This is a genomic window from Erwinia sp. 009765445 (assembly GCF_058137865.1).
Map to the genome: position 1 here is coordinate 90,211 of NZ_JBYUWC010000015.1, position 24,087 is coordinate 114,297.

The window sequence follows — 24,087 nt, forward strand, 5'->3', positions numbered from 1 at the left end:
CGTCAACCCAGCGCTTCTTCTGCCAGTTTTGCCGCGTCCTGCATGCTGAGCGGCTGCTGCATTTTTGCGACCAGTCCGGCCGTGAAGGTGTACAACCCGCAGGATGAAACCGCGGCAAGCTGGCCTTTCTGACCGTACAACGCGACGAATTTTTTCTCCTTCAGTGAGCCAAACAGCTGGAAGTCATCCCACTCTTCTGCATGGCCAAGGTATTCATAACGGGTGCCAAATTGCGCTGTCCAGAAGAATGGCACCCGGTCAAACTCCTCGCCTTTGCCAAGCATATTCTTCGCCGCTGTCCTGCCCTGCTGTTGTGCTACGCGCCAGTGTTCAATGCGCATCTCACCCTGTGGCGCAGGGAATTTCGCAATATCCCCGGCAGCCCAGACATTGCTGGTCACTCCCAATTGCAGGTTGGTGCTGAGACTGCCGTCATCATTGAGCGGAATATCGTGAATAAAACCGGTGCCTGGTGCGACGCCAGTCGCCAGCAGTACCACATCTGCAGGCACAATTTTGCCACTCTTCAACTGAACGGCGCTGACATGACCGTTGTCACTCTTCAGCTCTGCAACTTCTCCTTCAATAAACTCCACGCCCTTCTCTTCATGCAGCTCACGGAAGTATTTCGCCAGTTGCTCGCCAAACTGTTTTTTAAAAGGCAGCGGATCTCTGGCGATCACCTGGACCTTCACATCCTGCGACCGCAGCGCGGATGCCAGTTCCATACCGATAAAACTGTTGCCGACAATCACCAGTTGGCTGGTGCTATCCACTTCTTTCAGCAGAGTGTCAGCCTGTTCGATACTGCGCAGCACGTGGACGCCAAACAGTGCCTTACCTTCCAGATCCGGCCGCTGTGGGATACCGCCCGTGGCGATCAACAGCTTGTCATATTTCAACGTGGATCCATCGGCAAAACGCAGCTGCTGCTGACGGGTATCGAGCTGCTCAATGTCGCCATGTTTCCATTCCGCATAATCGTTAAAATCGTCCTTCAGCAGCGGCGGCACTTCGCTGATTTTCATCTTCCCGGATGGGACAAACTTGGTCAGCACCGTACGATCGTAGGGCGCTTCGCTCTCACGATCGACGAGGATCAGCTTGCCTTTGAAACCTTCCCTCCGCAGCGTCCAGGCGGCCGCGGCTCCGGCAGCCCCGCTCCCGGCGAGAACAAACACCGGCTCAGTTTGATCGGCCTGGAACGTATAAAGCGGCGGTTCCTCGTGGGGATTGACCTGCACCATGCCATTCTCAACCCGTACCGGATAGCATTTCAGGTCGCTCAGCGCCAGTGGCTCACACAGGCTGCCATCACTGACTTTAAAGGCGGCTTTGTGCCAGGGGCAAATTAATCTGCCGTCAACAATGGCTCCCTGTTCAAGAGGTGCACCGGAATGGGGGCATTTCGCCTGATAGGCTTTCACCTCATCCTGAACGCGGATCAAAAGGATCCCTGTATCGCCAATGGGCACCCTGACCGGCTTCTGCTGCGGTAAGTCCTGTAACACGATGGCATTCTGATAGCTCACGACAGTGCTCCTTTTATGCAAAATCTCAGACTAATAAGCCTGGCATTTACAGGGAAAAAGACCACTTCCGGAAGTAAGATTGAGGAATAAAAAGAGGCTAATAAGCTGAAAAAGAAAATTTAATTACCAGGCAAATAAATGCAAACGGGCTCAGACGAGCCCGTTAATACAGAGTAAAGATTAACTTTTTTTCAGGCAGTTGCTCATAAAGGTTTTACGTTCGTCACCTTTCAGTGCTTTATCACCGGCCTGAGTATTACAGGTTTTCATTTTCATCTGCTGAGGCGTCATTTTGCCCATGCTGCTGTCTTTTTTCAGGCAGCTGCTCATAAAGGTTTTGCGCTCGTCACCCTTCAGCGATTTCTCCCCGGCCTGCTGGTTACATACGGTCATCTTCTGCTGCTGAGCGGTTTTTTCTGCTGCACCAGCATATCCGCTGGCCACGGCGGTCAGCGCCAGCGCGACCATTAACATTTTCATTCTCATTTTTTGCCATCCCAAATTGGTTTAAAAGCCCGTTAAGTCTGGCAGGAAATCAGCAACATGAGGGGTATGCGGGATCAAAAAATCCGCTGGGATCGCAAAAATAAAGGGATCAGGGCTGACAACGCCTGAATGCGAGCATTCAGGCGGCAGGAATCAGGAACGGGGATGAGTCAGCATACGCTGTATATAGCTGTTCAGCAGGGAAGAGTCTTCCGTACTGGCCGGACAAGCATTCGCAGCGGTCTCCATTGCCACACTGATATTGTCGGTGATTTGCTGAAGCTGCTCGCCGTCCAGCTTGCGCAACAGCGCTGTCACCACAATTTCCAGCGCTTCAACCTGGGCGACCAGCTCTTTGGACTCTTCTTCTTTTTCCGCCAGCCTGACTAACAGTTCTGCAATGAGGTTTTTCATGCGGAGGTCTCAGCGAGGTAAAGGAAGAAGTTACCATTGCGTCAGGGAAAAGAGAACAGACAATCGCCAGATATTTTCGCGACTTAAACCGGAAATAAGCGACCTGTTTCACATTTGTGAAACGGCGCAATATTTTAGCGCCAGCGAAACGTTTTGCTGCGTTTGCCGCCATTTATGCCGTTGCAGCCAGGGGATCTCCCCCTGGCACAACTCTTTTAGTGGGGGCCTTCTGAGAATCCACCGCGTGGACCGCCGCCACCATGATGGCCACCCCAGCCACCGCCGCCACCCGGAGGTGGGAACAGACAACCACTCAGAGCTGTCACCAGCGCAATTACACTCACAACTTTCAATACTCGACTCATCGTTATCTCCTCGTGGTAACGTTGGCGCTGATATTAAGTGCCCCCCTTCCGGTCCACAATGCAGAAAACTCCTGTTCAGGGCCGTTTTTACCACGAGTAACCACGCTTAACGCTTTCCTTGCGGAAACCAGCAACAATACTGTCCGACCTGCACAATCAAACTGAAACGAAAGCGATTTGCTGATGGAGTCCGTCTCGCAGGATCGCCTATGGCTGCTTTACAGTTGCGCTGTTTTGCTTCAATGTGAGCGCATAACATTTATGAGGTTTTACCGATGATCTCTTCTCCTGCAATCAGCCTGCAACAGCAATTAAGCCGTCGCGACTGGGAAAACCCGGTGGTCACTCAACTTAACCGCCTGCCTGCCCATCCGCCTTTCTCCAGCTGGCGCAGCGTGGAAGCGGCAAGAGACGATCTGCCGGGTGAGAATATCCAGTTGCTGAACGGTGAATGGATCTTCAGTTATTTCCCACAACCGGAGGCCGTACCGGAAAGCTGGCTGCAGCAGGATTTGGCGGATGCACGTCCCCTCAATGTTCCGTCTAACTGGCAGCTGGCAGGTTACGATGCACCGATATATACCAACGTGCAGTATCCGATTCCGGTCGATCCTCCTCACGTCCCGTCACAGAATCCCACCGGATGTTATTCGCTCACATTTCTCTGCCGCGCTGACTGGCTGGAACAGGGACAAACCCGCATCTGTTTTGACGGGGTCAACTCCGCTTTCTACCTGTGGTGTAACGGGCATTTTGTTGGCTATTCCCAGGACAGTCGCCTGCCCGCAGAGTTCGATCTGACCACGATGCTTCGGGCGGGAGAAAATCGCATCGCAGTACTAGTATTGCGCTGGAGTGACGGCAGTTATCTGGAAGATCAGGATATGTGGCGAATGAGCGGGATCTTCCGCGATGTCAGCCTGTTACATAAACCGACCGTGCAGCTCCGTGATGTGCAGATCGAAACTCACCTCAGCCCGGAGTATCACTCAGCTCGCCTGCAGGTGCTGGCCATCTGCTCGCTGGAACAGGCCCATGACTATCAGGTTGAAGTAGCCCTGTGGCAACGGGATCGCTGTATTGCGCAGCAGCGCCAGTCGCTGATCGGCAAAACGGTGGATGAAAGAGGCCATTATAACGATCGCACTACCCTGAATTTGATCGTTGAGAAGCCAGCGCTGTGGAGCGCAGAAGCTCCCAATCTCTACCGGGCAACCATCTCGTTGCTCGATCCTCAGGGGCAACTGATTGAAGTCGAGGCATATGATGTCGGCTTTCGCAAAGTTGAAGTTCATCAGGGTCAACTGAAACTGAACGGTAAACCCCTGCTGATCCGTGGCACTAACCGCCACGAACATCACCCGGAGAACGGCCAGGTGATGGATGAAGAAACGATGATCCGCGATATCCGGCTGATGAAGCAGCATAACTTCAATGCCGTACGCTGCTCGCATTATCCCAATCATCCGCTGTGGTACCGGCTGTGCGATCGTTTCGGCCTGTATGTGGTGGACGAAGCGAATATCGAAACGCACGGGATGCAGCCGATGAATCGCCTGTCGGACGATCCGGTTTGGTTCAATGCCTTCAGCGAGCGCGTCACCCGGATGGTACAGCGTGACCGCAATCATCCCTGCATTATTATCTGGTCGCTGGGTAATGAATCGGGACACGGCAGTACGCATGATGCACTGTATCGCTGGGTGAAAAGCAGCGACCCAACCCGTCCCGTACAGTACGAAGGAGGCGGAGCCGATACCGCTGCCACCGATATCATCTGTCCGATGTACGCACGAGTCGATCAGGATCAGCCGTTTGAAGCAGTGCCTAAGTGGGCGATTAAGAAATGGATCGGCCTGCCTGGCGAGAACCGACCACTGATCCTTTGTGAATATGCCCATGCGATGGGCAACAGTTTTGGCGGTTTTGCAAAGTACTGGCAGGCGTTCCGCGAATTCCCTCGTCTGCAGGGCGGTTTTGTCTGGGACTGGGTGGATCAGAGCCTGACCCGCTATGACGAACAGGGTAAGCCATGGCAGGCTTATGGCGGTGACTTTGGCGATAAACCCAATGACCGCCAGTTCTGCATGAATGGGTTGGTGTTTGCCGATCGCACGCCGCATCCTGCCCTGTTCGAAGCACAGCGGGCGCAGCAATTTTTCCAGTTCAGCCTGCTGGATACCCATCCGCTGACGCTGTCAATCCACAGTGAATACCTGTTCCGCGCCACCGATAATGAGCAGCTGGAGTGGCACATTGAACAAAACGGCCAGCGGATATCGGGTGGCAGTCAGCCACTGGAAATGATAGCCGAAGGAAAACTTACCGTTGAACTGGGTGAGTTGCCAAAGCTGAGCGGCGAAGTCTGGCTTAATGTGGCGGTGACCCAGCCACAGGCAACCAGCTGGTCTGAAGCCGGACAGCGCGTGGCCTGGGATCAATGGCGGCTGCCTGCAATCCCTGAAAGGACACAGCGCCCTTCCGGCAGCCAGCAGCCCACTCTGAGCGAAAACAACGACTGTATAACAGTCGATTTTCAGCAGGAGAGCTGGCAGTTCTCGCGGCAGAGCGGAGAACTGGTGCAGTGGCTGAAAAAGGGCATCCCCCAGCTACTTTCTCCTTTGCGCGACTCTTTTGTTCGTGCCCCGCTGGATAACGATATTGGTATCAGCGAGGTGACGAAAGTTGATCCCAATGCGTGGGTGGAACGCTGGCAGCGTGCAGGCTTCAACCAGCTGACCAGCGAGTTGAACGAACTGAGTTATGACGAGTTGAGCAGCAGCGTCCAGCTGATCGCGGAACATGCCTGGTGCTATGAAGGTGAAATTCGCTTTATCAGTCGTAAGCATTACAGCTTTAACAGTCAGGGTGAGATGTCTGTGCGGGTGGAAGTGTCGGTGGCTGCCGGTCAACCCGAACCGGCCAGAATTGGCCTGCGATGCCAGCTGAGCCAGAGCCATGAGGCGGTCAGCTGGCTGGGTCTGGGGCCAGATGAAAACTACCCGGACCGCCAGCTCGCTGCACAATTCTCACGCTGGTCACTGCCGCTGGAAGAGATGTTTACGCCTTACGTATTCCCCGGTGAAAACGGCCTGCGATGCGGCACTAAACAGTTCACCTTTGGTACGTTGCAGGTCAGTGGTGATTTCCACTTTTCGCTGAGCCGCTACAGTCTGGAGCAGCTGCGTGAGGTAACTCACCGCCATCTGCTGAGGGAAGAAGAAGGCTGCTGGCTGAACCTGGACGGTTATCATATGGGCGTGGGCGGCGATGACTCATGGAGCCCGAGCGTCAGCCCGGAGTTCCTGCTTTCTGCGCCAGACTATCACTACACCGTGACGCTGAAATCCACTGATATCGGACAGTAATATGCGCTGGCCTGAGTGCCACTCAGGCCACTTTATTCACAACCCGCTCCTCTTTCCCCCGGCGATAAACCAGGATCAGCTGAAGGGTATTCGCCAGCACCACGACCGCCGTGGCGGCAAACACCCAGCGGAAGCCTCCAATCGCGGAAACCCCTGAACCAATCAGCGGCCCCACCACGTTACCGAGGTACATAAACGACTGGTTGTAGCCAAAAATCCGCCCGGTGATCTGGTCGCTGGAGTAGCGCAATAGCAGAGTCTGCACTGCAGGCATCATCGCCCCGTCAGCAAAGCCGAGCAGGAAGCGCATCACGCCAAGCTGGAAAGCACTGCCCGCCCAGGACATAGCAATAAACAGCAGGATAGTCAGGATCAACGCAGTGAACAGGATGCGTTCTGCACCGATGCGATCGCCTAGTTTCCCCAATCGTGGCGCGGAAAACAGTGCCGAAACGCCGGGAATTGCCGCGACCACACCGCTGACAAAGGCGATATTCTGCACATCAGGCTCAAGCTGACGAACAAACAGCGTCAGGATCGGGCTGATGGAACCATTACACAGCTGGATCACCAGCGTGGTGATAAACAGGCTGACGATCAGCCCCGGATGCGACAGCGAGCGGAAAACCATTTTGCCGCTCAGCTTGTCCTCTTTTTTCACCGGGCGATAACCGGTCTCCTTGATCAGGAACAGCGTGATCAGGAAGCTGGTCAATAGCAGCGCGGAGGTGATCAGAAAAACGGCCCGCAGCCCGACCCAGTCAGCCAGGAAGCCCCCCATCAGCGGCCCCAAAATCACCCCGCAAATCTGTGCAGTGGTCACCATGCTCAGCGCCCAGCCACTTCTTTCGCGGGGTACCTGGGTCGCCACCAGAGCCATGGCATTGGGGATATAGCCGGAGGTCAGCCCCATCAGCGCCCGTAACAGCAGCAGTTGCCAGACGTTGGTGACAAAGGCCTGCAGGAGGATCACCACACCCATGCCCAGGGAAGCACGCAGCAACATCAGCTTGCGTCCTTTACGGTCAGCAAGGCTGCCCCACATCGGCGCGACGACGGCGGAAACCATAAAAGTGATGCTGAAGATTAACCCGGACCAGAGCGTCAGCGCGCTGGGGTCGGTCACGCCTAATTGCTCAACGTAAAGCGGCAGAAAGGGGATGATCTGGCTGATAGCAAGGCCGGTAAACAGGCAGCCAAACCAGACGGAGATGAGGTTAACCTTCCAGGATTCCATCTTGCTGTACAAAAAGCCTTATAGCAGAAGCTCGAGGGTAAAGTGTAACAAGAGCGTTTTAGCAATGAGGGGCAAATAAGGTGATAGCTATCACTTTGAAGTTTTTGGCTGCCGGCAGGCCAGGACGGGCTGGTAATTGACGGATGAGGTAGCTGTTCCTGCCGCTGCTACAGACTTTCCTGCTGAAAATGTCGCGGAGCGTCTGGCGTCTGGCGTCTGGCGTCTGGCGTCTGGCGTCTGGCGTCTGGCGTCTGGCGGGCATACTGCACAAACGGCCGGATTGCAGGCACAAAAAAACCCGCTTATAGCGGGTTTTTTCGTTTTCGCCGTTAACTGCCTGAGCGGTTAGCGGTGAAGGTTCGCAATCTTACAGCGCAGTTACGTTAGCAGCTGCCGGGCCTTTCTGGCCGTTTTCGATTGAGAACTCAACTTTCTGACCTTCTTCCAGCGTTTTGAAGCCGCCGTTCTGGATTGCAGAGAAGTGTACGAAAACGTCTTTGCTGCCGTCGGTTGGGGAGATGAAGCCGAAACCTTTCTCAGCGTTAAACCATTTTACTAAACCAGTCATTTTGTTAGACATTTGTCTTTCCTTCAATAAGTATTAAGCCGCAATGGGCACGGGGTTTGTCAACAGGGTGGACTTATGAGGCACTTAAGAAGGAAGTCAGGAAGAAGTGATATCGAGGATAACGCTTTAACTGAAAACTGCTTTAATAAAATTGCTCGCATACGTTGTCTGTTTCAAAACCGACGGTGCATTTACTCATAACGAAGAGTGCAGCACAAGCCCCATCGGCCAAAAAAAACGGGATAAACAATAAAAGCATGATAAATAACACTAATTAATTGACATTATTTTAGGTCAGATGATATTTAACCGACCATTAAAATAGAGTTTACCTTTATTTTCCTCACCGACGCAGATCAACTCCGCTGCTGTCAGCTTTCACCAGACTACGAAAGCGCCGGAGGATCGGGCATTATGGCGCCCTGCTACCCTACTCTTTCAGCAAGGAAAGGAACATGCTCGAACTTTTTAAAGCCATCGGACTGGGTCTGTTGGTGCTGCTGCCGCTGGCAAACCCGCTAACCACCGTTGCGCTGTTCCTCGGCCTGGCAGGCGACATGAACTACGCCGAACGCAACCGCCAGTCAATGCAGGCATCGCTGTATGTGTTTATCATTATGACCGTGGCATTTTATGCCGGTAATGCGGTGATGGACACCTTTGGCATCTCCATTCCGGGTTTACGCATTGCGGGTGGCCTGATCGTTGCCTTTATCGGCTTTCGTATGCTCTTTCCACAGCAGCAGGCCGGACACTCGATGGAGGCGAGGCACAAGCTGGATGAACTGAGCGAACGCCAGACTGTCAACATCGCTTTTGTGCCGCTGGCGATGCCCAGCACGGCTGGCCCGGGCACCATCGCCATGATCATCAGCGGCGCCTCCACTATCCGGCACAGCAGCGAGTTCTCCCCCTGGGTACTCTCCGTTGCGCCGGTGCTGACCTTTTTCGCCGTCAGCCTGATCTTGTGGGGTTCTTTGCGCAGTTCCGGCGCGATTATGCGTCTGGTAGGAAAAGGCGGTATTGAAGCGATCTCGCGCCTGATGGGCTTCCTGCTGGTGTGCATGGGCGTGCAATTTATCATTAACGGCGTATCAGAAGTGATCACCACCTGGCCAGGTTCATCATAATCCTGTCAGCAAAATGAAAAATATTGCTGATTGTTACTGGACTTCCTGCCGCTCCGTTCTAGAGTAATTTAAATCTCCGCCTGATTATTTTCCTGGCCAAGTAGCGGTTCGCCGTTCTGGCGAACCGGATCGAATTTAACTATTTATTTCCTGATCTCATCGGTTAGCCGCTGGGCGATCGGTGGCGCTTTTCTGGAGGTTTACCATGAGACAATCTGCACCGGGCGCAGGCCGCGCCATTACCGATTATTTTAACAGTCCGGCCTTTCACGCGCCGAAGGAGAGCGAGCTGCTGGCCGCCATCCTCACCGAACTGATGCGCAGCGGCAGACCGACCACCAGCAAGGTGATCCTTGCCAGCGTGATTTCAAAACTGGAAGGTGAAGTGGATGAAGCGATGTTGCAGGGCTACCGCAATTTGCTGACCCAACTGCTGGATGAAAAAGAGTCCTGAGCCGCTTATTCAAACCACAAATACCAGAACAGTGCGGTTTCATGTGCCTGAGGATCAAGCGCGCGATAGAGATCGCGGTCGATACCACTGAGCGTAAAACCGTAACGTTGATAAAAAAGACAGGCCGCAACATTATTACTCTGCGTTTCCAGCGTTAAACCGCCCAGGGATTTTTCCCGCGCCCACTCCTGCGCTTTGTCCATCAGCTGACGTCCGCACCCTTGCTGACGAAACGCTTTACCAATCGCAATATCCTCCACCAGTGCCAGGCCATTCCAGTGACGGCTGATCGCTAAATAACCGGCAGCCTGCCGATCAACATGGGCAGCAAACAGCTGTGCATCCTGGTTATCAATATAGCCAGAGAAGTCCTGCGGCCGATTGAAATAGCGCTTCTCGTAGGGTTCAACATCACTGACCCCCTCGCCGACTGGCCGATCAAATTCCGGCTTAAGTTCCTGGCTTACGGTAAAACTGAAATCCAGCCTGCGAACCTCGTCCAGAAATGAGGGAGTGGCAAAAGTGACGCTGACATCTGGCTTCATTGAGCGGGCCTCGGGCAAGGCGGGATAACATTTAAGAATTCAGCTTAGCGGACGCTACAGCACTCTGCCACTACCGGGCGGGGCCTGTGGCGGGCAAAAAAAGCCCGCACGAGGCGGGAACAAGACGAGCATTGCATATCTGTGGCAGTGACTGGGGTGTCACTCTTGTTACTGCATTAAAGTACAGAGTTCCCATTGCACTTGTGTGACAGGCTGAAATTCCTTTTCCTGATATTACGAATGTTTACATGCAGAATGATTGCCCGGTGAAATTATCCCGCTATCATAAGCGCAACTTTCTACAGGGTAATGCATGACTCTTCAGCGGCGATACGCAACCGGATTTTTAAGCGTGGCCTGCCTGGTCATCCTGATTTGCGTCGGGATCCGCGGGCTGGGCCTGCCTGCGTTTACTGCTGACCCCTCGATCAGCGCCCAGACGAGCGAAGTGGCTGACGGCCCTTCAGCCTGCGATCTGAGCTTTAAGTCCCTGCAATCCGTTTCGCCTGAAGTGACCGAAATGGCTCTGTTGCTGATGGCAATCCTGATCCTTATTTTCCCTCCGTTAATGATGCGCCTGCCACGTTTGTATTTGCGGCCATCGCAGGCTCCGCCTGAAAGGCGAATACACCTCTGTCACTGCGTTTTCCGTGAATAAGCCCCCGGTCCCCCACCTGCGGCACCTTACTGATTCATGGAGAACACAATGTTAAGTCTTTTCAGAAGGCTGGCTTTATTGTCTGGCTTACTCTGGCTGCCTGCCCTGCAGGCCGCCGACAGCGGCTGGATGACCAGCCCGCAAAACGGTCACGCGCAGATCAGACTCCGCGCAGACAACATTCCTGGAAAACCGGTACAAGCCCTGTTGGATATTCATCTGCAGGACGGCTGGAAAACTTACTGGCGCTCGCCTGGTGAAGGAGGTGTGGCACCGGTCATTCACTGGCAGCCTGAATCCGTCAAGGCGCAGTGGTTCTGGCCAGCACCACAACGGTTTGATGTTGCCGGCCTGAGCACTCAGGGTTATCACCACCAGGTTTCGCTACCCATTGAGCTGAAAAATCTGCCTACTGGTAAGCTGAGCGGTACGCTGACCCTCTCGACCTGCAGCAATGTCTGCATCCTGACAGACTATCCTTTTGAGCTGGATCTCAGCACGCCTGCTGACGACCAGTTCACGCATGATTTCGCCCAGGCAATGGGCCAGGTTCCTCTGCCTTCCGGGTTGAGCGAGACATTGCACGCCGGTTATCAGCCGGGATTGTTGCAGATCACCGTTACCCGCAAGTCCGGCTGGAACGAGCCACAGCTATATCTGGACGATCACAGCGACGCCAGCTTTGGCAAACCTACCTTAACGGTACAGGGCGATACCCTGCAGGCCACTATTCCGGTGAGCGACCAGTGGGGAGAAAATGCGCCTGATTTACAGGGCGGGAAGGTTTCGCTGGTGCTGACCGATCGCGGTCTTGCGCAGCAGAGCGAACTGGAGATTGGTGCACCACTGGCCGCCGTGACACAAGGGGTTGCACTGTGGCAGGTGATGCTGATGGCGCTGGCCGGTGGCTTTATCCTCAACCTGATGCCCTGTGTGCTGCCAGTGCTGGGAATGAAGCTCGGCTCCATTCTCCAGGTTGAGCAACGCGACAAACGCAGCGTCCGACTGCAATTTGTCGCGTCCAGCGCGGGCATTATCAGTTCGTTTATGGCGCTGGCCGTGCTGATGACCGGACTCAGGCTGAGCAATCATGTGCTCGGCTGGGGAATTCAGTTCCAGAACCCGTGGTTTATCGCCTTTATGGCGCTGGTCACCCTGCTGTTCAGCGCCAGCCTGTTTGGCCTGTATTATTTCCGCCTGCCTTCTTCGCTGTCGACTCGCCTGGCAACGCACAACAGCAATGGACTGACCGGCCATTTCCTGCAGGGCGCGTTCGCCACTCTGCTGGCCACTCCCTGCTCCGCGCCTTTCCTTGGCACCGCGGTAGCCTTTGCGCTGGCGGCTTCTTTATCGGTACTGTGGATTATATTTATCGCCCTTGGCTTGGGAATGAGCCTGCCGTGGCTGCTGATCGCCCTCTTACCGTCGCTGGCACTGAAGCTGCCTGAACCGGGTCGCTGGATGAACGTAGTGCGGCTGGCTATGGCCTCGCTGATGCTGCTGTCGGCCCTCTGGCTGCTCAGCCTGCTGACCAGTCACCTTGGTACACCGTTGACATTGATGCTTACGGGGGCGGTATTACTGTTGCTGTGGTTCGCAGCCTGGCGTATCCATGGTAGAAAAACCGCAGCGATTTGCGCAGGCTCCGGTGCTTTGCTTGCCGGGGGTATCTTGCTGGCGGCTTCCCTCAGCGCGACAGGCTTACAGGGAACCCGACAGGATAAGATCAGCTGGCAGCCACTGAGCGAACAGGCGATTTCAGAGGCGCTGACCAGTAATAAACGGGTCTTTGTTGATGTGACCGCCGACTGGTGCATCAGTTGCAAAGCCAACAAATACAATGTCCTGCTGCGCTCTGACGTTCAGCAGGCGCTGCAGGCAGATGACGTGGTGGCATTGCGCGGCGACTGGAGCCGTCCTTCCGCCACCATCACTGCATTTTTACAGCGTCGCGGCAGCGTAGCCGTGCCGTTTAATCAGGTGTATGGCCCCGGGAACAGTCAGGGAACCGTGCTGTCTCCGTTGCTCGATCACAAAGAAGTCCTTACTGTTTTAACGACTGCAAAAGGAAGTGCTGAATGAAAAAATTACTGATTGCTCTGCTGGTGGTTTCCGCTCCCGTACTGGCTGCTGCCCCTTTCACACCGGAACAGGAAGCCCGAATCAAAGAGCTGATCCAGGAAACGCTGGTGAAAAACCCGTCAATCCTTGCCGAGGCAGCGGATGCTTACGATAAGCAGGCGCAGAAAGAGCAGGGAGACATACGCCGCCAGGTGATTGAGCAGAATAAGCAGGCGCTGTTCCATGATGTCAACAGTCCACGCCTTGGCGCGAAAGACGCGAAGGTCACGCTGGTGAATTTCACCGATTACAACTGCGTTTACTGCAAGAAGTTTGATCCTGAACTGGAGAAGCTGGTCAAAAATTACCCTCAGGTCGCGGTGGTGATTAAACCTCTGCCCTACCGGTCTGAAAGTTCCCTGACTTCTGCCCGCCAGGCGCTGATGCTGTGGCGTCAGGATCCGGCTAAATTCTGGCTGCTCCATCAGCGTCTGATGGCAAAAAAAGGCTATCACGATGATGCCAGTATCAAAGCCGCAGCGAAAAAAGTTGGTGCAACGTTTATCGACCCTGATCAGCTCAGCAGCGACACGGTGAACATAAACCTGCAGCTGGCACAGCATCTGGCCGTCTCCGGAACTCCAGCCACGTTGATCGGGGATCAGCTGGTTTCCGGTGCCGTCCCTTACGAGCAGCTGGAAGCGCTGGTGAAAGCCCAACTGGAGCAGGCCGATCGTGGCTAAGTACCGCCGCGTGCTGCGGGATATGCTGTTGATGGTCGCGTTGTTGATTGGGGTGTTTTCGGTAGCCGATTTTTTTCGGGCACCGCAGGCTCCTGAAGGTTTTGCCGATCAAATACTGCACACCATCGATGGCAAAGATGTCACCCTGGCGGAGCTCAGCGCGAAGAAGCCCCTGCTGGTCTATTTTTGGGCCCGCTGGTGTGCTATCTGCCGCCACACGACCCCTACGGTGCTGGATCTTAGCGACGACGGAGTGAACGTACTGACTGTAGCCCTGCGCTCAGGGGATGACATCAGCGTGGTCCGCTACCTGCGCGGCAAGCATCTGACCATGCCGGTGGTGAACGATCCGCGCGGGGAGATGGCAGCACGCTGGGACGTCAGCGTCACGCCGACCTGGATGATTATCTCAAAAGGGAAAGTGATCCAGAGCACCACCGGATGGAGCAGCTCGTGGGGGATCCAGCTGCGCCTGTGGTGGGTGAAGAAATGGTATAGCTAAACCCAAAAACCGTGCCTGCGCGGGGTACACGGACCAATCATAAAGACGCAAACAACGCCATCCGTGGCAGCTCGACTCGCGCCGTATATGGCGCGAGACGCTTTATCTATGACCCGTGTACCCCGCGCTTTAAGTTCGGAGCGGTATGCTGCCCCGCTTAGCTGCGGAGGCGTTTATCCACAATACACACGGCTGATTTTACCCTGGGCATCACCCATAAAATTCAGGCGGTTGAGGTTGAAATCCATCGTCACCGCCGAGTTGTAAGGCACCGCTCTGGCTGGATGCTCAAAACGGATCCCGTCGATGGATGAAAGCGGTTTGCCAACATATTGCTGATATTCCGATGCACCACAGCGATCCATCTCCGGATCACCCTGTGCAGTGGTGCTATTTTTTGTTGCAGCAGACTGGCAGCCCGCCAGGGCAAACAGAGCCGCAGCAACCGCTATTGTTCCTTTCATTTTCATGATCTCTCCTGTGCATTTTCGGCAATTTCCACCCAAGGTTACCAGATCCAGTCCGTTAAAGAAAAAATGCCCCTTATTAAGAACACGGGCGGATTCGATGACTCTGGTCGTGGTGAAAGCCCGTAAAAGTAAAAGATCTCATTTTGCGGGCTTATCCAACAAAACAAAATTTACGCCCTTCCCATCACCAGGTTCTCTTCCTTTGTGTGGCCATACGGTCAGTGATAAATATACTCACCACAGGTGCCTGAAAACACCCAACCACAGAATTATGCCTGGTCATAAGGCAAAGGTAGCGATGATGGACCATCACTCAGAATTGCTGCTCAGTCTTCTACTCACTGACTTTCCACGACAATCATACTCAACGGATTTATAGAATGGATAACACGCACAAGCGTCATGTCAGATCGACGGGGACCGTGCCGGGGAAGAGCCAGAATATGGGATCATGTTCATCAAAAAGTGAACGATAAAGGTATTCCATATCATTTCATTAACGCACAAGAGCTGATGGATCTTTTTTTTTGGTAATCGAAACAATCATGACCACGCTCTGATTTAGTGACATCACATCGCAGGGAATAAATATGAAAGCACTGATTGGTATTATGCCGGAGAACATGTTTCGCGAGCGCGTGATGGCTCTAATCAGGGGAGTGTATGTCCCGGAAAAGGGAGAACCAGACGTGTGGTTTTCTTCTCTGACCGCTCTCGGGCAGATCCTGAACAATGACAATATTGCGCTGCTGCGGATGATGGAAAGTGAAGAGCCGGAAAGCATAACCGCACTGGCAAAATTGTCAGGCAGGGAACAGCCTTCTGTGGCATAAAATCAGCCCGCATCAGCGGGCTTTATTATTATTCAACACTCAGGAGTGAAGCAGTTCCGGGCCCTTCAGCAGCAGGTGGAATCGCTCCAATGGCATTGGGCGACCGAGGTAATACCCCTGTCCTTCCTGACAGGCGATAGCCTGCAGCTCAATCAACTGCTCATGCGTTTCAATGCCTTCGGCCGTGACGGTCAGCGAGAACGCTTTGCCCAGGCCGATAATGCCCTCCACTATCGACGTTGCCTGTGCCGAATGCGGGAAACCGTTCATATAGGATCGGTCCATCTTCATGCCATCGAACGGGAAGGTCTTCAGGTAGCCCAGCGAAGCGTGGCCCGCGCCGAAGTCATCCACCGTTAACCGGACCCCCAATTTTTTCAGCGCCAGCATAATCTCCAGCGCATTCTGCGGATTTTCCAGGGTGATATTCTCGGTGATCTCCAGCTCAAGCCGCCGGGCATCCAGCCCACTGTTGGTCAGTGCTCTGGCCACGCGGTTTGCAAGATTGCCGCTGCGGAATTCCACCGGCGAGATATTCACTGAGACATACATTGGCTCCGGCCAGCTCAGCGCATCGGTGCAGGCCCGTTGCAGCACCCAGTCGCTGATTTCAATAATCTGGCCGGTCTCCTCCGCCAGAGGAATAAAGCTGTCCGGCATGATCATCCCGGTGGCAGGATGCTCCCAACGGATTAGCGCTTCCGCCCCTTCCAGCCGTGCCTCTTTCAGGTCGTAGCGCGGCTGATAGAACAACCGCAGCTCGTTGCCGCCGATAGCTTTGCGCAGGTTGCGCTCCATCTCGCGCTTGTGTACCAGTTGCTCCGCCATCTCCGGGCTGTACCAGGTCCAGCGATTGCGTCCTTTTTGCTTCGACCTGTACAGCGCGATATCGGCCAGCCGCAACAGCTCATCTGCCTGCATCGCATCCTTCGGTGCCAGCGCAATACCCATGCTGGCCCCAATAAAGACTTCCTGCTGTCCCAGATGAAAGGGCCGGCAAATCTCGCTGAGCAAAGCCCGGCAGCAGTCGTTGATTTCAGCTTCGCAGCTCATATCCCCGACAATCAGGATAAATTCATCGCCGCCCTGCCGCGAAACCAGGTCGCCCGCTTTCAGAACGCTGCGCAAACGGTGAGCAACCTCGGTCAGCAAGCTGTCTCCCGCCGCATGGCCCCAGGTATCGTTAACCGGTTTGAAGTGGTCCAGATCCAGACTGATCAGCACTAATGGCCGCTCAGCAGTTGGTTGTGCCTGCAGTCTGCCGCGCAAAAACTCACACATATACGTCCGGTTTGGCAAACTGGTCAGCGCATCATGCTGCGACAGGTAGTGGATGCGGGCCTGCGCCTCCACCTCCTGCGTTATGTCAGACACCGTGCCGCGATACCCCGTCAACTGGCCATTCAATTCCACCGGATTAGCCACCAGGCTGCAAATACGGGTTTCCCCCTGCGCTGAGAAAGAGTGACAGCGCAGCGTTCGCCGCTGGTTATCCTGGCGCTGCTGAAAAATCCAGGCGGATACAGGCTGGGTTTCATTGTGCAGAACATCATCGATCGAGCGCCCCAGCAGCTTCGGCCCCTCATAGCCGGTCACCGTACAAAAACGCTTCGACAGATAGGTGATCATGCCATGAGCATTGGTTTCCCAGATCCAGTCAGATGAGGTTTCCGCCACGTCACGGAAACGCGCCTCGCTGGCGGCCAGCTCCCGCTGACTGTGCATCAGCTGCGTAAAACGCTGGTCAGAAAGCGTGGCGTTATGCATTGCGTGATTGATCACCCGGCGAACCATGGAGCCAAGAATGATCGCTGCGGCGAACAATACCGGCAGCAGATACATCAGCAAATTTCGCCCGGGTTCGGCAGAATCCCAACGGATAGCTACCGGTGCATTATCCGCCACTTCCTCATTGAGGAAAGGCGGCACAAAGCTGTCCTGCGCACTGTCAGGAATACGGGCGTTCTCCACCCCGACCGACATGCCGAACTTCTTCAGCTTTTCTGGCGTGAAACGATTAATGAACACCATCACCGACGGCGGCCCCGGGATCATTTGTAACCCCGGCACTTTTCCGGTGGTGATCGGTGCAGCCGCAACAATCGCCGGAGTTGAACCAATCAGGGCATTTTGCGTGATGGCATTCTCCTCCACTGCCAGCTCACGGGCCCGCTTGATCAGCGGTGCAGCATGAATGCCCAGCCAGCTTTCCAGCGGCAGATCCGACATTTTACCGTTGATCACCGAATAGCGGGTACGCCCTTCGCCATCAACCACAAACACGCCTTCATAATGATATTCGCTGTATAAACCCGGTCCGAAGTTTTGCTGATCGTAAGCCCAGACGGGATCAACCCTCAGATGAAGGTGGTTCCAGGCCTCACCCCAGAAAGCATAATCACGGATATCGGTCAGGATATTATGCCGGCTTTCCTTCCAGGCGTTGTGTAGTAAAAAAGTTTCCTGCCGGAGTGAGTTCTCGTTCTGCCGCCAGGCGATACCCACCACCATCAGCATGGCGAACAGCATTACTCCACTGAGTAGCAAAGTCAGCGACATCAGCAGGCGTCGGGTAAAAAATGTCGTTTTCTGGCCATCGGTAAGCGCCGGATGACTAAGCAGGGGGGCAATCTTCATGTACTACGGACCTTATCCCACGGGCTGACAAACCTTCCCGGTTCGTAATAAGCCTTTATGATAAAATCGCAGGTCCTCTGCTCCTGCAGACGCGCTCGTTAAAGCACTATCGGCCTGGAAGCTGAACAATTTAGGCCAGCCGTCAAGTTATTCGCGCGTCTCGACAGCTCCCGCAGCGCTTGTTAACATCCGCCCTTCCCCGCCCCGGAGCCTGCTGATGAACAACGAGTCAGATAAAGTGACCTGCACCCTGTTGTGCCTGGGAATGTGCCTGGTGTGGTACAGCATCACTCTGCTGGTTGGTGTCATGCCGGGTTTTTGGCGCTTTAGCTGAAAATGGCCTGGTGATGCCGGTGCTTTGCGTCGTTGAGTTTGCCGTACTGGTGCCGCTCTGGCGCTGGTACTCCCGCCACTATGACAATATTCCGTCAGGCCAGCTGAAACAGCGCCAGACAGTGATCTATAGCCTGCTGCTGCTGGCGCTGATTGTTTCACAATCTTTTTATATGCAGCAGGAGAGCTGGACCGGCTCCCAGCTGGGGGATGATCAATCCGTTCCCCGGACGATCGCTTTTGCACTGGCGGTAGTGCTTTTAGCACCGATATTTGAAGAGATTATTTTTCGCGGATTTGTAATGCAGGCCCTGCTGACATGGGCACCAAAACAACGGCTGGCGTGTGCGCTGCTGACCTCGATTATCTTTGCCGCGATGCACACTCAGTATGCGCACCTGCAAACCCTGCTGGCGCTGATCGCCCTCTCCCTGCTGCTGTGTTATGCCAGGCTGAATTCTTCTGGCCTCAAGCTGCCAATCTTTCTGCATATGCTGAATAATTTTATCGGCGTTGCGCCCTGGCTATGGATGACGCTGCAACCGTAAAAATCCCTCACCGACGTTAAGCTTTTATAACTAATGTCTTTTCTTTATAACCGTTAAGCATAACGATAGCGGATAATCTACTATTTATCTGGCGCGCAGGTAATCTACACTCGCGCTCACATTAAAAGGTAAGGAAACGTCATGAAAATTGTAGTTCCGTCAATGATTGCCGTGGCGCTGGCCGGTGCTTTCGCAGCCCATGCCGCCACTCCTCCGGATACCCTGGTGATTGCCCAGTCTATCGATGATGCCAGCAGTTTTGACCCGGCCGAAGGCTTTGAACTGACCTCGGTCCAGGCGTTCACCAACCTCTATCAGCGTCTGGTCCAGTCCGATCCGCAAAATCCTACCGACCTGAAGCCCACGCTGGCATCAAGCTGGCAGCCTGGCAGCGATAACCGCAGCCTTACCTTTACCCTGCGTGACGGCGCGAAGTTTGCCTCAGGCAATCCGGTTCGTCCTGAAGATGTGATCTTCTCCCTCAGCCGCGTGGTGAAGCTGGATCTCGATCCTTCATTTATTCTGACTCAGCTGGGCTGGACCAAAGACAATATCGATGCGCAGTTGAAAAAAGTCGACGACACCCATGTGCAGATCAGCTGGACAGCTAACGTCAGCCCGACCTATGTGCTGAGCCTGCTGGCCGCGCCGGTATCGTCGATTGTTGATGCGAAAACTGCGACAGCCAACGAACAGAAAGGCGACCTTGGCAATAAATGGCTGCAAATGCATTCGGCGGGCAGCGGACCGTTCCAGATCCGCAAATATATCCCGCATGAAGTGGTGCTGCTCTCCGCAAACCCAACCTCACCGGACGGCGCACCAAAACTGAAAAACGTGTTGATCAAAAACGTGCCGGAACCGGCTGCCCGTCGTCTGCTGCTTGAGCAGGGTGATGCGGATATCGCCCGTAATCTGGGTGCCGACCAGATGGCCGCGCTGAAGAACAAGCCAGACGTGACGCCGATGGCCATTCCGATGGCATCGCTGTATTACATTCAGTTCAACATTGAAGCTAACCCGGTACTGAAAAACCCGGCGCTGTGGGAAGCGTCACGCTATCTGTTTGACTACCACGGCATCGCCGACGACCTGCTGAAGGGGCAGTTCCAGGTGCACCAGTCCTTCCTGCCACAGGGCTTCCTAGGCGCGCTGAATGACAACCCGTTCACCTTCGATCCGGCTAAAGCCAAAGCCATTCTCAGCAAAGCCGGTCTGAAAGACGTCCACTTCAAGCTGAGCGTCAGCAATCAGCCGCCTTATCTCGACATCGCACAGGCGCTGCAGGCCAGCTTTGCCAAAGGCGGCATTACCGTTGAGCTGATCCCGGGCCTGAGCAGTGAGATCTCCACCTCGGTGAAGGCGCATAAATATGAGGCAACGCTGAATGCCTGGGGCGCGGACTATTTCGATCCAAACACCAACGCCGCAGCCTTTGCCTACAATCCGGAAGACGGTAGCAAAACGCTGGCATGGCGTTCAAACTGGCATATTCCGGAACTGAGCAAGCAAACGCTGGCCGCCACGGCGGAGAGCGACAAGGCAAAACGCATCAAGCTCTATGAAAGTATGCAGCGTGAAGTGCAGCAGAACTCGCCGTACGTGGTCGGTTTGCAGGCACGTAACCTGATTGCCGTGCGTTCCAACCTGAAAGGCTACGTCCAGGGGATCAACCCGGATATGGTTTACTACAGCCAGGTCAGTAAGTAATGGCTCTGTTTGTTGCTGAAGCCGGGTCCGCCCGGCTTTTCTGGTTGCGAAGCGGGAGGCTGCTCACCGGGCTGCTGTCACTGGCGGTGACGCTGCTGGGGTTGCTGGCATTCACGTTTATGCTTTCCCACCTCTCCCCGGTTGATCCGGTGTTGCAGATTGTCGGCGATCACGCCAGCGAATCAACCTATGCTCAGGCACGCCGCGAACTGGGGCTGGACCAGCCGCTGCTGATGCAGTTCTGGCACTATCTGGCCCATCTCACCCACGGCGAGCTGGGCATTTCCCGTCTGACCAATCAGCCGGTTGCAACCGATCTGCTGCGGACCTTCCCGGCAACGATTGAGCTGGCGACCTGTGCGATGATTTTCGGTGCGGTCTTTGGCGTCCTGCTGGCGCTATTGGCGGCATGGAAACCGGGCAGCGTGCTGGATAATCTCGCCCGCCTGATTTCACTGCTCGGCTACTCGGTGCCGGTTTTCTGGCTGGGGTTGCTGGGGTTGCTGCTGTTTTATGCCGTGCTGCACTGGTCCGCCGGGCCGGGACGGCTGGACGATATCTGGGTCTACACGCTGGAACCGAAAACTGGACTGGTGCTGATCGACAGCTGGCTCTCCGGCGACCCGGAGATGTTCCGCAACGCCATTGCCCACCTGTGGCTGCCGGTGGTGGTGCTGGGACTGCTGGCAATGGCCGGGATCACCCGTCTGCTGCGCGCCGCGCTGCTGGAAGAGAGCAGCAAAGAGTATGTGACGCTGGCTCGTGCGAAAGGTACCAGCCGGGGGCGTATTCTGCTGCAGCACGTTTTTCCTAATGTCCGTGGCACGCTGATTACCGTGCTGGCTCTCTCCTATGCCACGCTGCTGGAAGGCTCGGTGCTGACCGAAACGGTGTTTGCCTGGCCGGGCGTTGGACGATATATGACTACCGCGCTGTTCGCTTCAGATACTCCGGCGATCCTCGGTTCTACACTGCTGATTGGCGGCTGCTTTATCACCCTGAATGCGCTGGCGGATGCGTTAACTTATCTCACCGACCCGAGAACCCGATGACGCAAAATTTAACTGATATTGAACTCGCGAAGCCACGCCACCGCCGATCCCGTATGACGTCGCTGGCGATTGGCGGTACGCTGGTGGCGATCCTGATCCTCGCGGCCCTGCTGGCTCCGCTGTTGGCCCCTTTCGATCCTAATGCCCAGACGATGTCAGCCCGCCTGCTGCCGCCTTCGGCTGCACACTGGTTCGGTACCGACGGCTTTGGCCGCGACCTGCTCTCCAGAGTGATCTACGGTGCGCGCCCGACACTGCTGCTGGTCTCGCTGATCCTGGTGCTGACCATTCCGGTCGGTATGCTGGTGGGCATCTGCGCGGGCTATCTCGGCGGCTGGAGCGAGCGTGTACTGATGCGCATTACCGATATTTTCCTGTCCTTGCCTAACCTGGTGATTGCACTGGCGCTGGTAGCGATGCTGGGGCCGGGCCTGATGAACGGCGCGCTGGCACTGGCGCTAACCAGTTGGCCGCCGTTTGCCCGCCAGGCGCGGGCCGAGACGCTGGCGCTACGCCGCAGTGACTATCTTGCCGCAGCGCGGATGCAGGGCATCAACGGCCTGCGCCTGATGTTCGGCCACATTCTGCCGCTCTGTATGCCAGGTGCGGTGGTACGTGCGGCGCTGAGTCTGGGCGGGATAATTCTCTCCGCTGCCGGGCTTGGTTTCCTCGGGATGGGTGTACAGCCTCCTACCGCAGAGTGGGGCTCGATGGTGGCAGAAGGCAGCAAGGTGATCTTCGACCAGTGGTGGGTGGCCGCCGCACCGGGTGGCGCGATCCTGTTTGCCAGCCTGGCCTTTAATCTGACGGGCGACGGCCTGCGTGACCGAATGGATACCCGAAATGCCAACTGATATTTCCCCACAGATCGTGGCAAAAAACCTCTCCATCGCCAGTGCGACGGGCGCAGAACTGGTCAAAAGTATCAGCTTCTCGCTGGGGCGTGAACGCGTGGCGCTGGTCGGCGAATCTGGCTCCGGCAAATCCCTGACCGCCCGTAGCCTGATGGGACTGCTGTCACCTTCGCTTGACCTGCAGGCAGACACGCTGAGCGTTGCCGGTGAAAATGCGCTGACTCTCAATGAGCGCAGCTGGAATAAGCTGCGCGGCAGCAAGCTGGCGATGGTGATGCAGGATCCAAAATATGCCCTTAACCCAATGCGCACTATCGGCTGGCAGGTGGCCGAGCCGCTGAAGCTGCACGCCAGGCTGAGCCGGGCAGAGATCAAAGAGAAAGTCTGCGAGATGCTGGATGCCGTTGGCCTGCCCCAGCCCGCTCAGTTGATGCAGCGCTATCCGCATCAGCTTTCCGGCGGGATGGGACAACGTGTGATGCTGGCCATTGCGCTGATTGCCGATCCGCAGTTTTTGATCGCCGATGAACCCACTTCCGCGCTGGATCATGTCATGCGCGATCAGGTACTGGCGCTGATCCGCCGTCTGGTTGAACAACGCAATATGGGGCTGCTGCTGATCAGCCACGATTTGCAGCAGGTTTCAGAACACTGCGAACGGGTGATGGTGATGTATCAGGGCGAGATCCTGGACACACTGCCTGCCGCCGACCTGCCGCGGGCCACCCATCCTTATACCAGAACCCTGTGGTCCTGCCGTCCGGGCAAGGCAACGCAGGGGAAACCGCTGCCGGTACTGGATCGCGCCGCGCTGGAGGCACACCGTGAACATGATTGAACTGCAAACGCTGAGCGTTTCGCACCGTCAGGGCTATGAGCAGCGCACCGTGGTACATGATGTGTCGCTGAACGTGGCGAGCGGGGAGTGCTTTGGGCTGGTCGGCCCCTCCGGCTGCGGTAAATCGTCGCTGCTGTGGGTGATGGCCGGTCTGAACCCGAACTGGCGTGGCAGCATGACGCTGGCCGGGCATAGCGTGTTACCGGGTAAGGATTTTACCGGGCAGCTGCGACGTGACGTGCAGATGGTGTTTCAGGATCCCTATGCTTCGCTGCATCCGCGTCACCGCCTGCGCCGCACTCTGGCGGAGCCGCTGAAGCTGCTGAAAGTACAGGATATTAACGATCGTATCGACAGTGGCTTCCGTCATGTCGGGCTGGATCCGGTGCTGGCAGATCGTTACCCACACCAGCTTTCAGGGGGTCAGCGACAGCGCGTGGCTATCGTCCGCGCACTGCTGCTGGAGCCAAAAATCCTGCTGCTGGATGAGCCCACTTCTGCGCTGGATATGTCGGTACAGGCGGAGATCCTCAACCTGCTGAACACCCTGAAACAGCAGGATAACCTGACGATGGTGCTGGTCAGCCACGATCCTGACGTGATCGACCATATGTGCGACCGCGCGGTGAAGATGGATCGCGGCTATATCGTCGTCTGAAAGTTGCCGCTTATGATCGATTGCCATCAGCCATAACCTGTTGATCTGGCTAATGTCTTAATCAGCTAACCGTTGCCGGAATTGGCATTTC

The 24,087-nt window shown here is 55.5% G+C and carries 23 protein-coding genes; 14 read left to right on the plus strand and 9 right to left on the minus strand.

Features of this window, described 5'->3' with window-relative positions:
* Positions 1–2: 2 nt before the first annotated feature.
* From AC3Y5R_RS17005 to AC3Y5R_RS17020, 4 genes are all read right to left on the minus strand, one after another.
* Entirely contained in the window at positions 3–1,532 is a 1,530-nt protein-coding gene (locus tag AC3Y5R_RS17005; protein WP_489922295.1) for an FAD-dependent oxidoreductase, read from the minus strand.
* Positions 1,533–1,712: 180 nt separating this feature from the next.
* Complete coding sequence (locus tag AC3Y5R_RS17010; RefSeq protein WP_489922296.1) at positions 1,713–2,018, minus strand: PsiF family protein; 306 nt, start codon at positions 2,016–2,018, stop codon at positions 1,713–1,715.
* Between the two features lie 153 nt (positions 2,019–2,171).
* The gene (gene iraP, locus AC3Y5R_RS17015; RefSeq protein ID WP_158783367.1) at positions 2,172–2,432 is read right to left on the minus strand and encodes an anti-adapter protein IraP; all 261 of its coding nucleotides are present in this window, start codon (positions 2,430–2,432) and stop codon (positions 2,172–2,174) included.
* A gap of 215 nt (positions 2,433–2,647) precedes the next feature.
* A complete protein-coding gene (locus tag AC3Y5R_RS17020; RefSeq protein ID WP_489922297.1) occupies positions 2,648–2,797 on the minus strand; it encodes a hypothetical protein in 150 nt (49 codons plus the stop codon).
* Positions 2,798–3,072: 275 nt separating this feature from the next.
* Between AC3Y5R_RS17020 and AC3Y5R_RS17025 the strand changes: the two genes are divergently transcribed.
* Complete coding sequence (locus AC3Y5R_RS17025) at positions 3,073–6,165, plus strand: beta-galactosidase (protein ID WP_489922298.1); 3,093 nt, start codon at positions 3,073–3,075, stop codon at positions 6,163–6,165.
* Between the two features lie 22 nt (positions 6,166–6,187).
* Here the strand turns inward: AC3Y5R_RS17025 and AC3Y5R_RS17030 are convergent, their stop codons facing one another.
* Both AC3Y5R_RS17030 and cspE read right to left on the minus strand, forming a co-directional pair.
* Positions 6,188–7,402, minus strand: coding sequence for a multidrug efflux MFS transporter (locus tag AC3Y5R_RS17030; RefSeq protein WP_489922299.1), 1,215 nt, complete (start codon positions 7,400–7,402; stop codon positions 6,188–6,190).
* 367 nt (positions 7,403–7,769) lie between these two features.
* Entirely contained in the window at positions 7,770–7,982 is a 213-nt protein-coding gene (gene cspE / locus AC3Y5R_RS17035; RefSeq protein ID WP_013200976.1) for a transcription antiterminator/RNA stability regulator CspE, read from the minus strand.
* Between the two features lie 443 nt (positions 7,983–8,425).
* Between cspE and AC3Y5R_RS17040 the strand changes: the two genes are divergently transcribed.
* The gene (locus AC3Y5R_RS17040; protein ID WP_489922300.1) at positions 8,426–9,100 is read left to right on the plus strand and encodes a MarC family NAAT transporter; all 675 of its coding nucleotides are present in this window, start codon (positions 8,426–8,428) and stop codon (positions 9,098–9,100) included.
* Between the two features lie 205 nt (positions 9,101–9,305).
* On the plus strand, positions 9,306–9,554 hold the full coding sequence (locus AC3Y5R_RS17045; protein WP_489922301.1) for a biofilm development regulator YmgB/AriR family protein: 249 nt from the start codon (positions 9,306–9,308) through the stop codon (positions 9,552–9,554).
* Between the two features lie 5 nt (positions 9,555–9,559).
* On the opposite strand, the gene AC3Y5R_RS17050 is transcribed toward AC3Y5R_RS17045, so the two are convergent.
* The gene (locus tag AC3Y5R_RS17050; RefSeq protein WP_489922302.1) at positions 9,560–10,099 is read right to left on the minus strand and encodes a GNAT family N-acetyltransferase; all 540 of its coding nucleotides are present in this window, start codon (positions 10,097–10,099) and stop codon (positions 9,560–9,562) included.
* Between the two features lie 313 nt (positions 10,100–10,412).
* Between AC3Y5R_RS17050 and AC3Y5R_RS17055 the strand changes: the two genes are divergently transcribed.
* The 4 genes from AC3Y5R_RS17055 to AC3Y5R_RS17070 are packed head-to-tail and all read left to right on the plus strand — an operon-like array spanning position 10,413 to position 14,063.
* Positions 10,413–10,757 carry a hypothetical protein gene (locus tag AC3Y5R_RS17055; RefSeq protein ID WP_489922303.1) on the plus strand — a complete coding sequence of 115 codons (345 nt, stop codon included), beginning with the start codon at positions 10,413–10,415 and terminating at the stop codon, positions 10,755–10,757.
* A 48-nt stretch (positions 10,758–10,805) separates the two neighbouring features.
* Complete coding sequence (locus tag AC3Y5R_RS17060; protein ID WP_489922304.1) at positions 10,806–12,839, plus strand: protein-disulfide reductase DsbD family protein; 2,034 nt, start codon at positions 10,806–10,808, stop codon at positions 12,837–12,839.
* The gene (locus AC3Y5R_RS17065) at positions 12,836–13,561 is read left to right on the plus strand and encodes a DsbA family protein (RefSeq protein ID WP_489922305.1); all 726 of its coding nucleotides are present in this window, start codon (positions 12,836–12,838) and stop codon (positions 13,559–13,561) included. The genes AC3Y5R_RS17060 and AC3Y5R_RS17065 overlap by 4 nt, the downstream gene beginning before the upstream one ends.
* Positions 13,551–14,063 carry a protein disulfide oxidoreductase gene (locus tag AC3Y5R_RS17070; protein ID WP_489922343.1) on the plus strand — a complete coding sequence of 171 codons (513 nt, stop codon included), beginning with the start codon at positions 13,551–13,553 and terminating at the stop codon, positions 14,061–14,063. The genes AC3Y5R_RS17065 and AC3Y5R_RS17070 overlap by 11 nt, the downstream gene beginning before the upstream one ends.
* Before the next feature lie 173 nt (positions 14,064–14,236).
* Here the strand turns inward: AC3Y5R_RS17070 and AC3Y5R_RS17075 are convergent, their stop codons facing one another.
* A complete protein-coding gene (locus AC3Y5R_RS17075; RefSeq protein WP_489922306.1) occupies positions 14,237–14,533 on the minus strand; it encodes an I78 family peptidase inhibitor in 297 nt (98 codons plus the stop codon).
* Positions 14,534–15,123: 590 nt separating this feature from the next.
* Between AC3Y5R_RS17075 and AC3Y5R_RS17080 the strand changes: the two genes are divergently transcribed.
* Positions 15,124–15,366 (plus strand): HVO_A0114 family putative DNA-binding protein, encoded by a 243-nt coding sequence (locus AC3Y5R_RS17080; protein WP_489922307.1) that lies wholly within the window; start codon positions 15,124–15,126, stop codon positions 15,364–15,366.
* A gap of 39 nt (positions 15,367–15,405) precedes the next feature.
* Here AC3Y5R_RS17080 and AC3Y5R_RS17085 read toward each other — a convergent pair whose 3' ends face one another.
* Positions 15,406–18,003, minus strand: coding sequence for a bifunctional diguanylate cyclase/phosphodiesterase (locus AC3Y5R_RS17085; RefSeq protein WP_489922308.1), 2,598 nt, complete (start codon positions 18,001–18,003; stop codon positions 15,406–15,408).
* A gap of 353 nt (positions 18,004–18,356) precedes the next feature.
* On the opposite strand from AC3Y5R_RS17085, the gene AC3Y5R_RS17090 reads away from it, so the two are divergent.
* The 6 genes from AC3Y5R_RS17090 to AC3Y5R_RS17115 all read left to right on the plus strand — a co-directional run bounded on the left by AC3Y5R_RS17090 (position 18,357) and on the right by AC3Y5R_RS17115 (position 23,996).
* Positions 18,357–18,884 (plus strand): CPBP family intramembrane glutamic endopeptidase, encoded by a 528-nt coding sequence (locus AC3Y5R_RS17090; RefSeq protein ID WP_489922309.1) that lies wholly within the window; start codon positions 18,357–18,359, stop codon positions 18,882–18,884.
* Positions 18,885–19,025: 141 nt separating this feature from the next.
* Entirely contained in the window at positions 19,026–20,594 is a 1,569-nt protein-coding gene (locus AC3Y5R_RS17095) for an ABC transporter substrate-binding protein (RefSeq protein ID WP_489922310.1), read from the plus strand.
* The gene (locus AC3Y5R_RS17100) at positions 20,594–21,646 is read left to right on the plus strand and encodes an ABC transporter permease (protein WP_489922311.1); all 1,053 of its coding nucleotides are present in this window, start codon (positions 20,594–20,596) and stop codon (positions 21,644–21,646) included. The genes AC3Y5R_RS17095 and AC3Y5R_RS17100 overlap by 1 nt, the downstream gene beginning before the upstream one ends.
* Positions 21,643–22,500, plus strand: coding sequence for an ABC transporter permease (locus tag AC3Y5R_RS17105; RefSeq protein WP_489922312.1), 858 nt, complete (start codon positions 21,643–21,645; stop codon positions 22,498–22,500). Before AC3Y5R_RS17100 ends, AC3Y5R_RS17105 begins: the two co-directional genes overlap by 4 nt.
* The gene (locus AC3Y5R_RS17110) at positions 22,490–23,338 is read left to right on the plus strand and encodes an ABC transporter ATP-binding protein (protein WP_489922313.1); all 849 of its coding nucleotides are present in this window, start codon (positions 22,490–22,492) and stop codon (positions 23,336–23,338) included. Before AC3Y5R_RS17105 ends, AC3Y5R_RS17110 begins: the two co-directional genes overlap by 11 nt.
* Complete coding sequence (locus AC3Y5R_RS17115; protein WP_489922344.1) at positions 23,331–23,996, plus strand: ABC transporter ATP-binding protein; 666 nt, start codon at positions 23,331–23,333, stop codon at positions 23,994–23,996. The genes AC3Y5R_RS17110 and AC3Y5R_RS17115 overlap by 8 nt, the downstream gene beginning before the upstream one ends.
* Positions 23,997–24,087 lie beyond the last annotated feature (91 nt).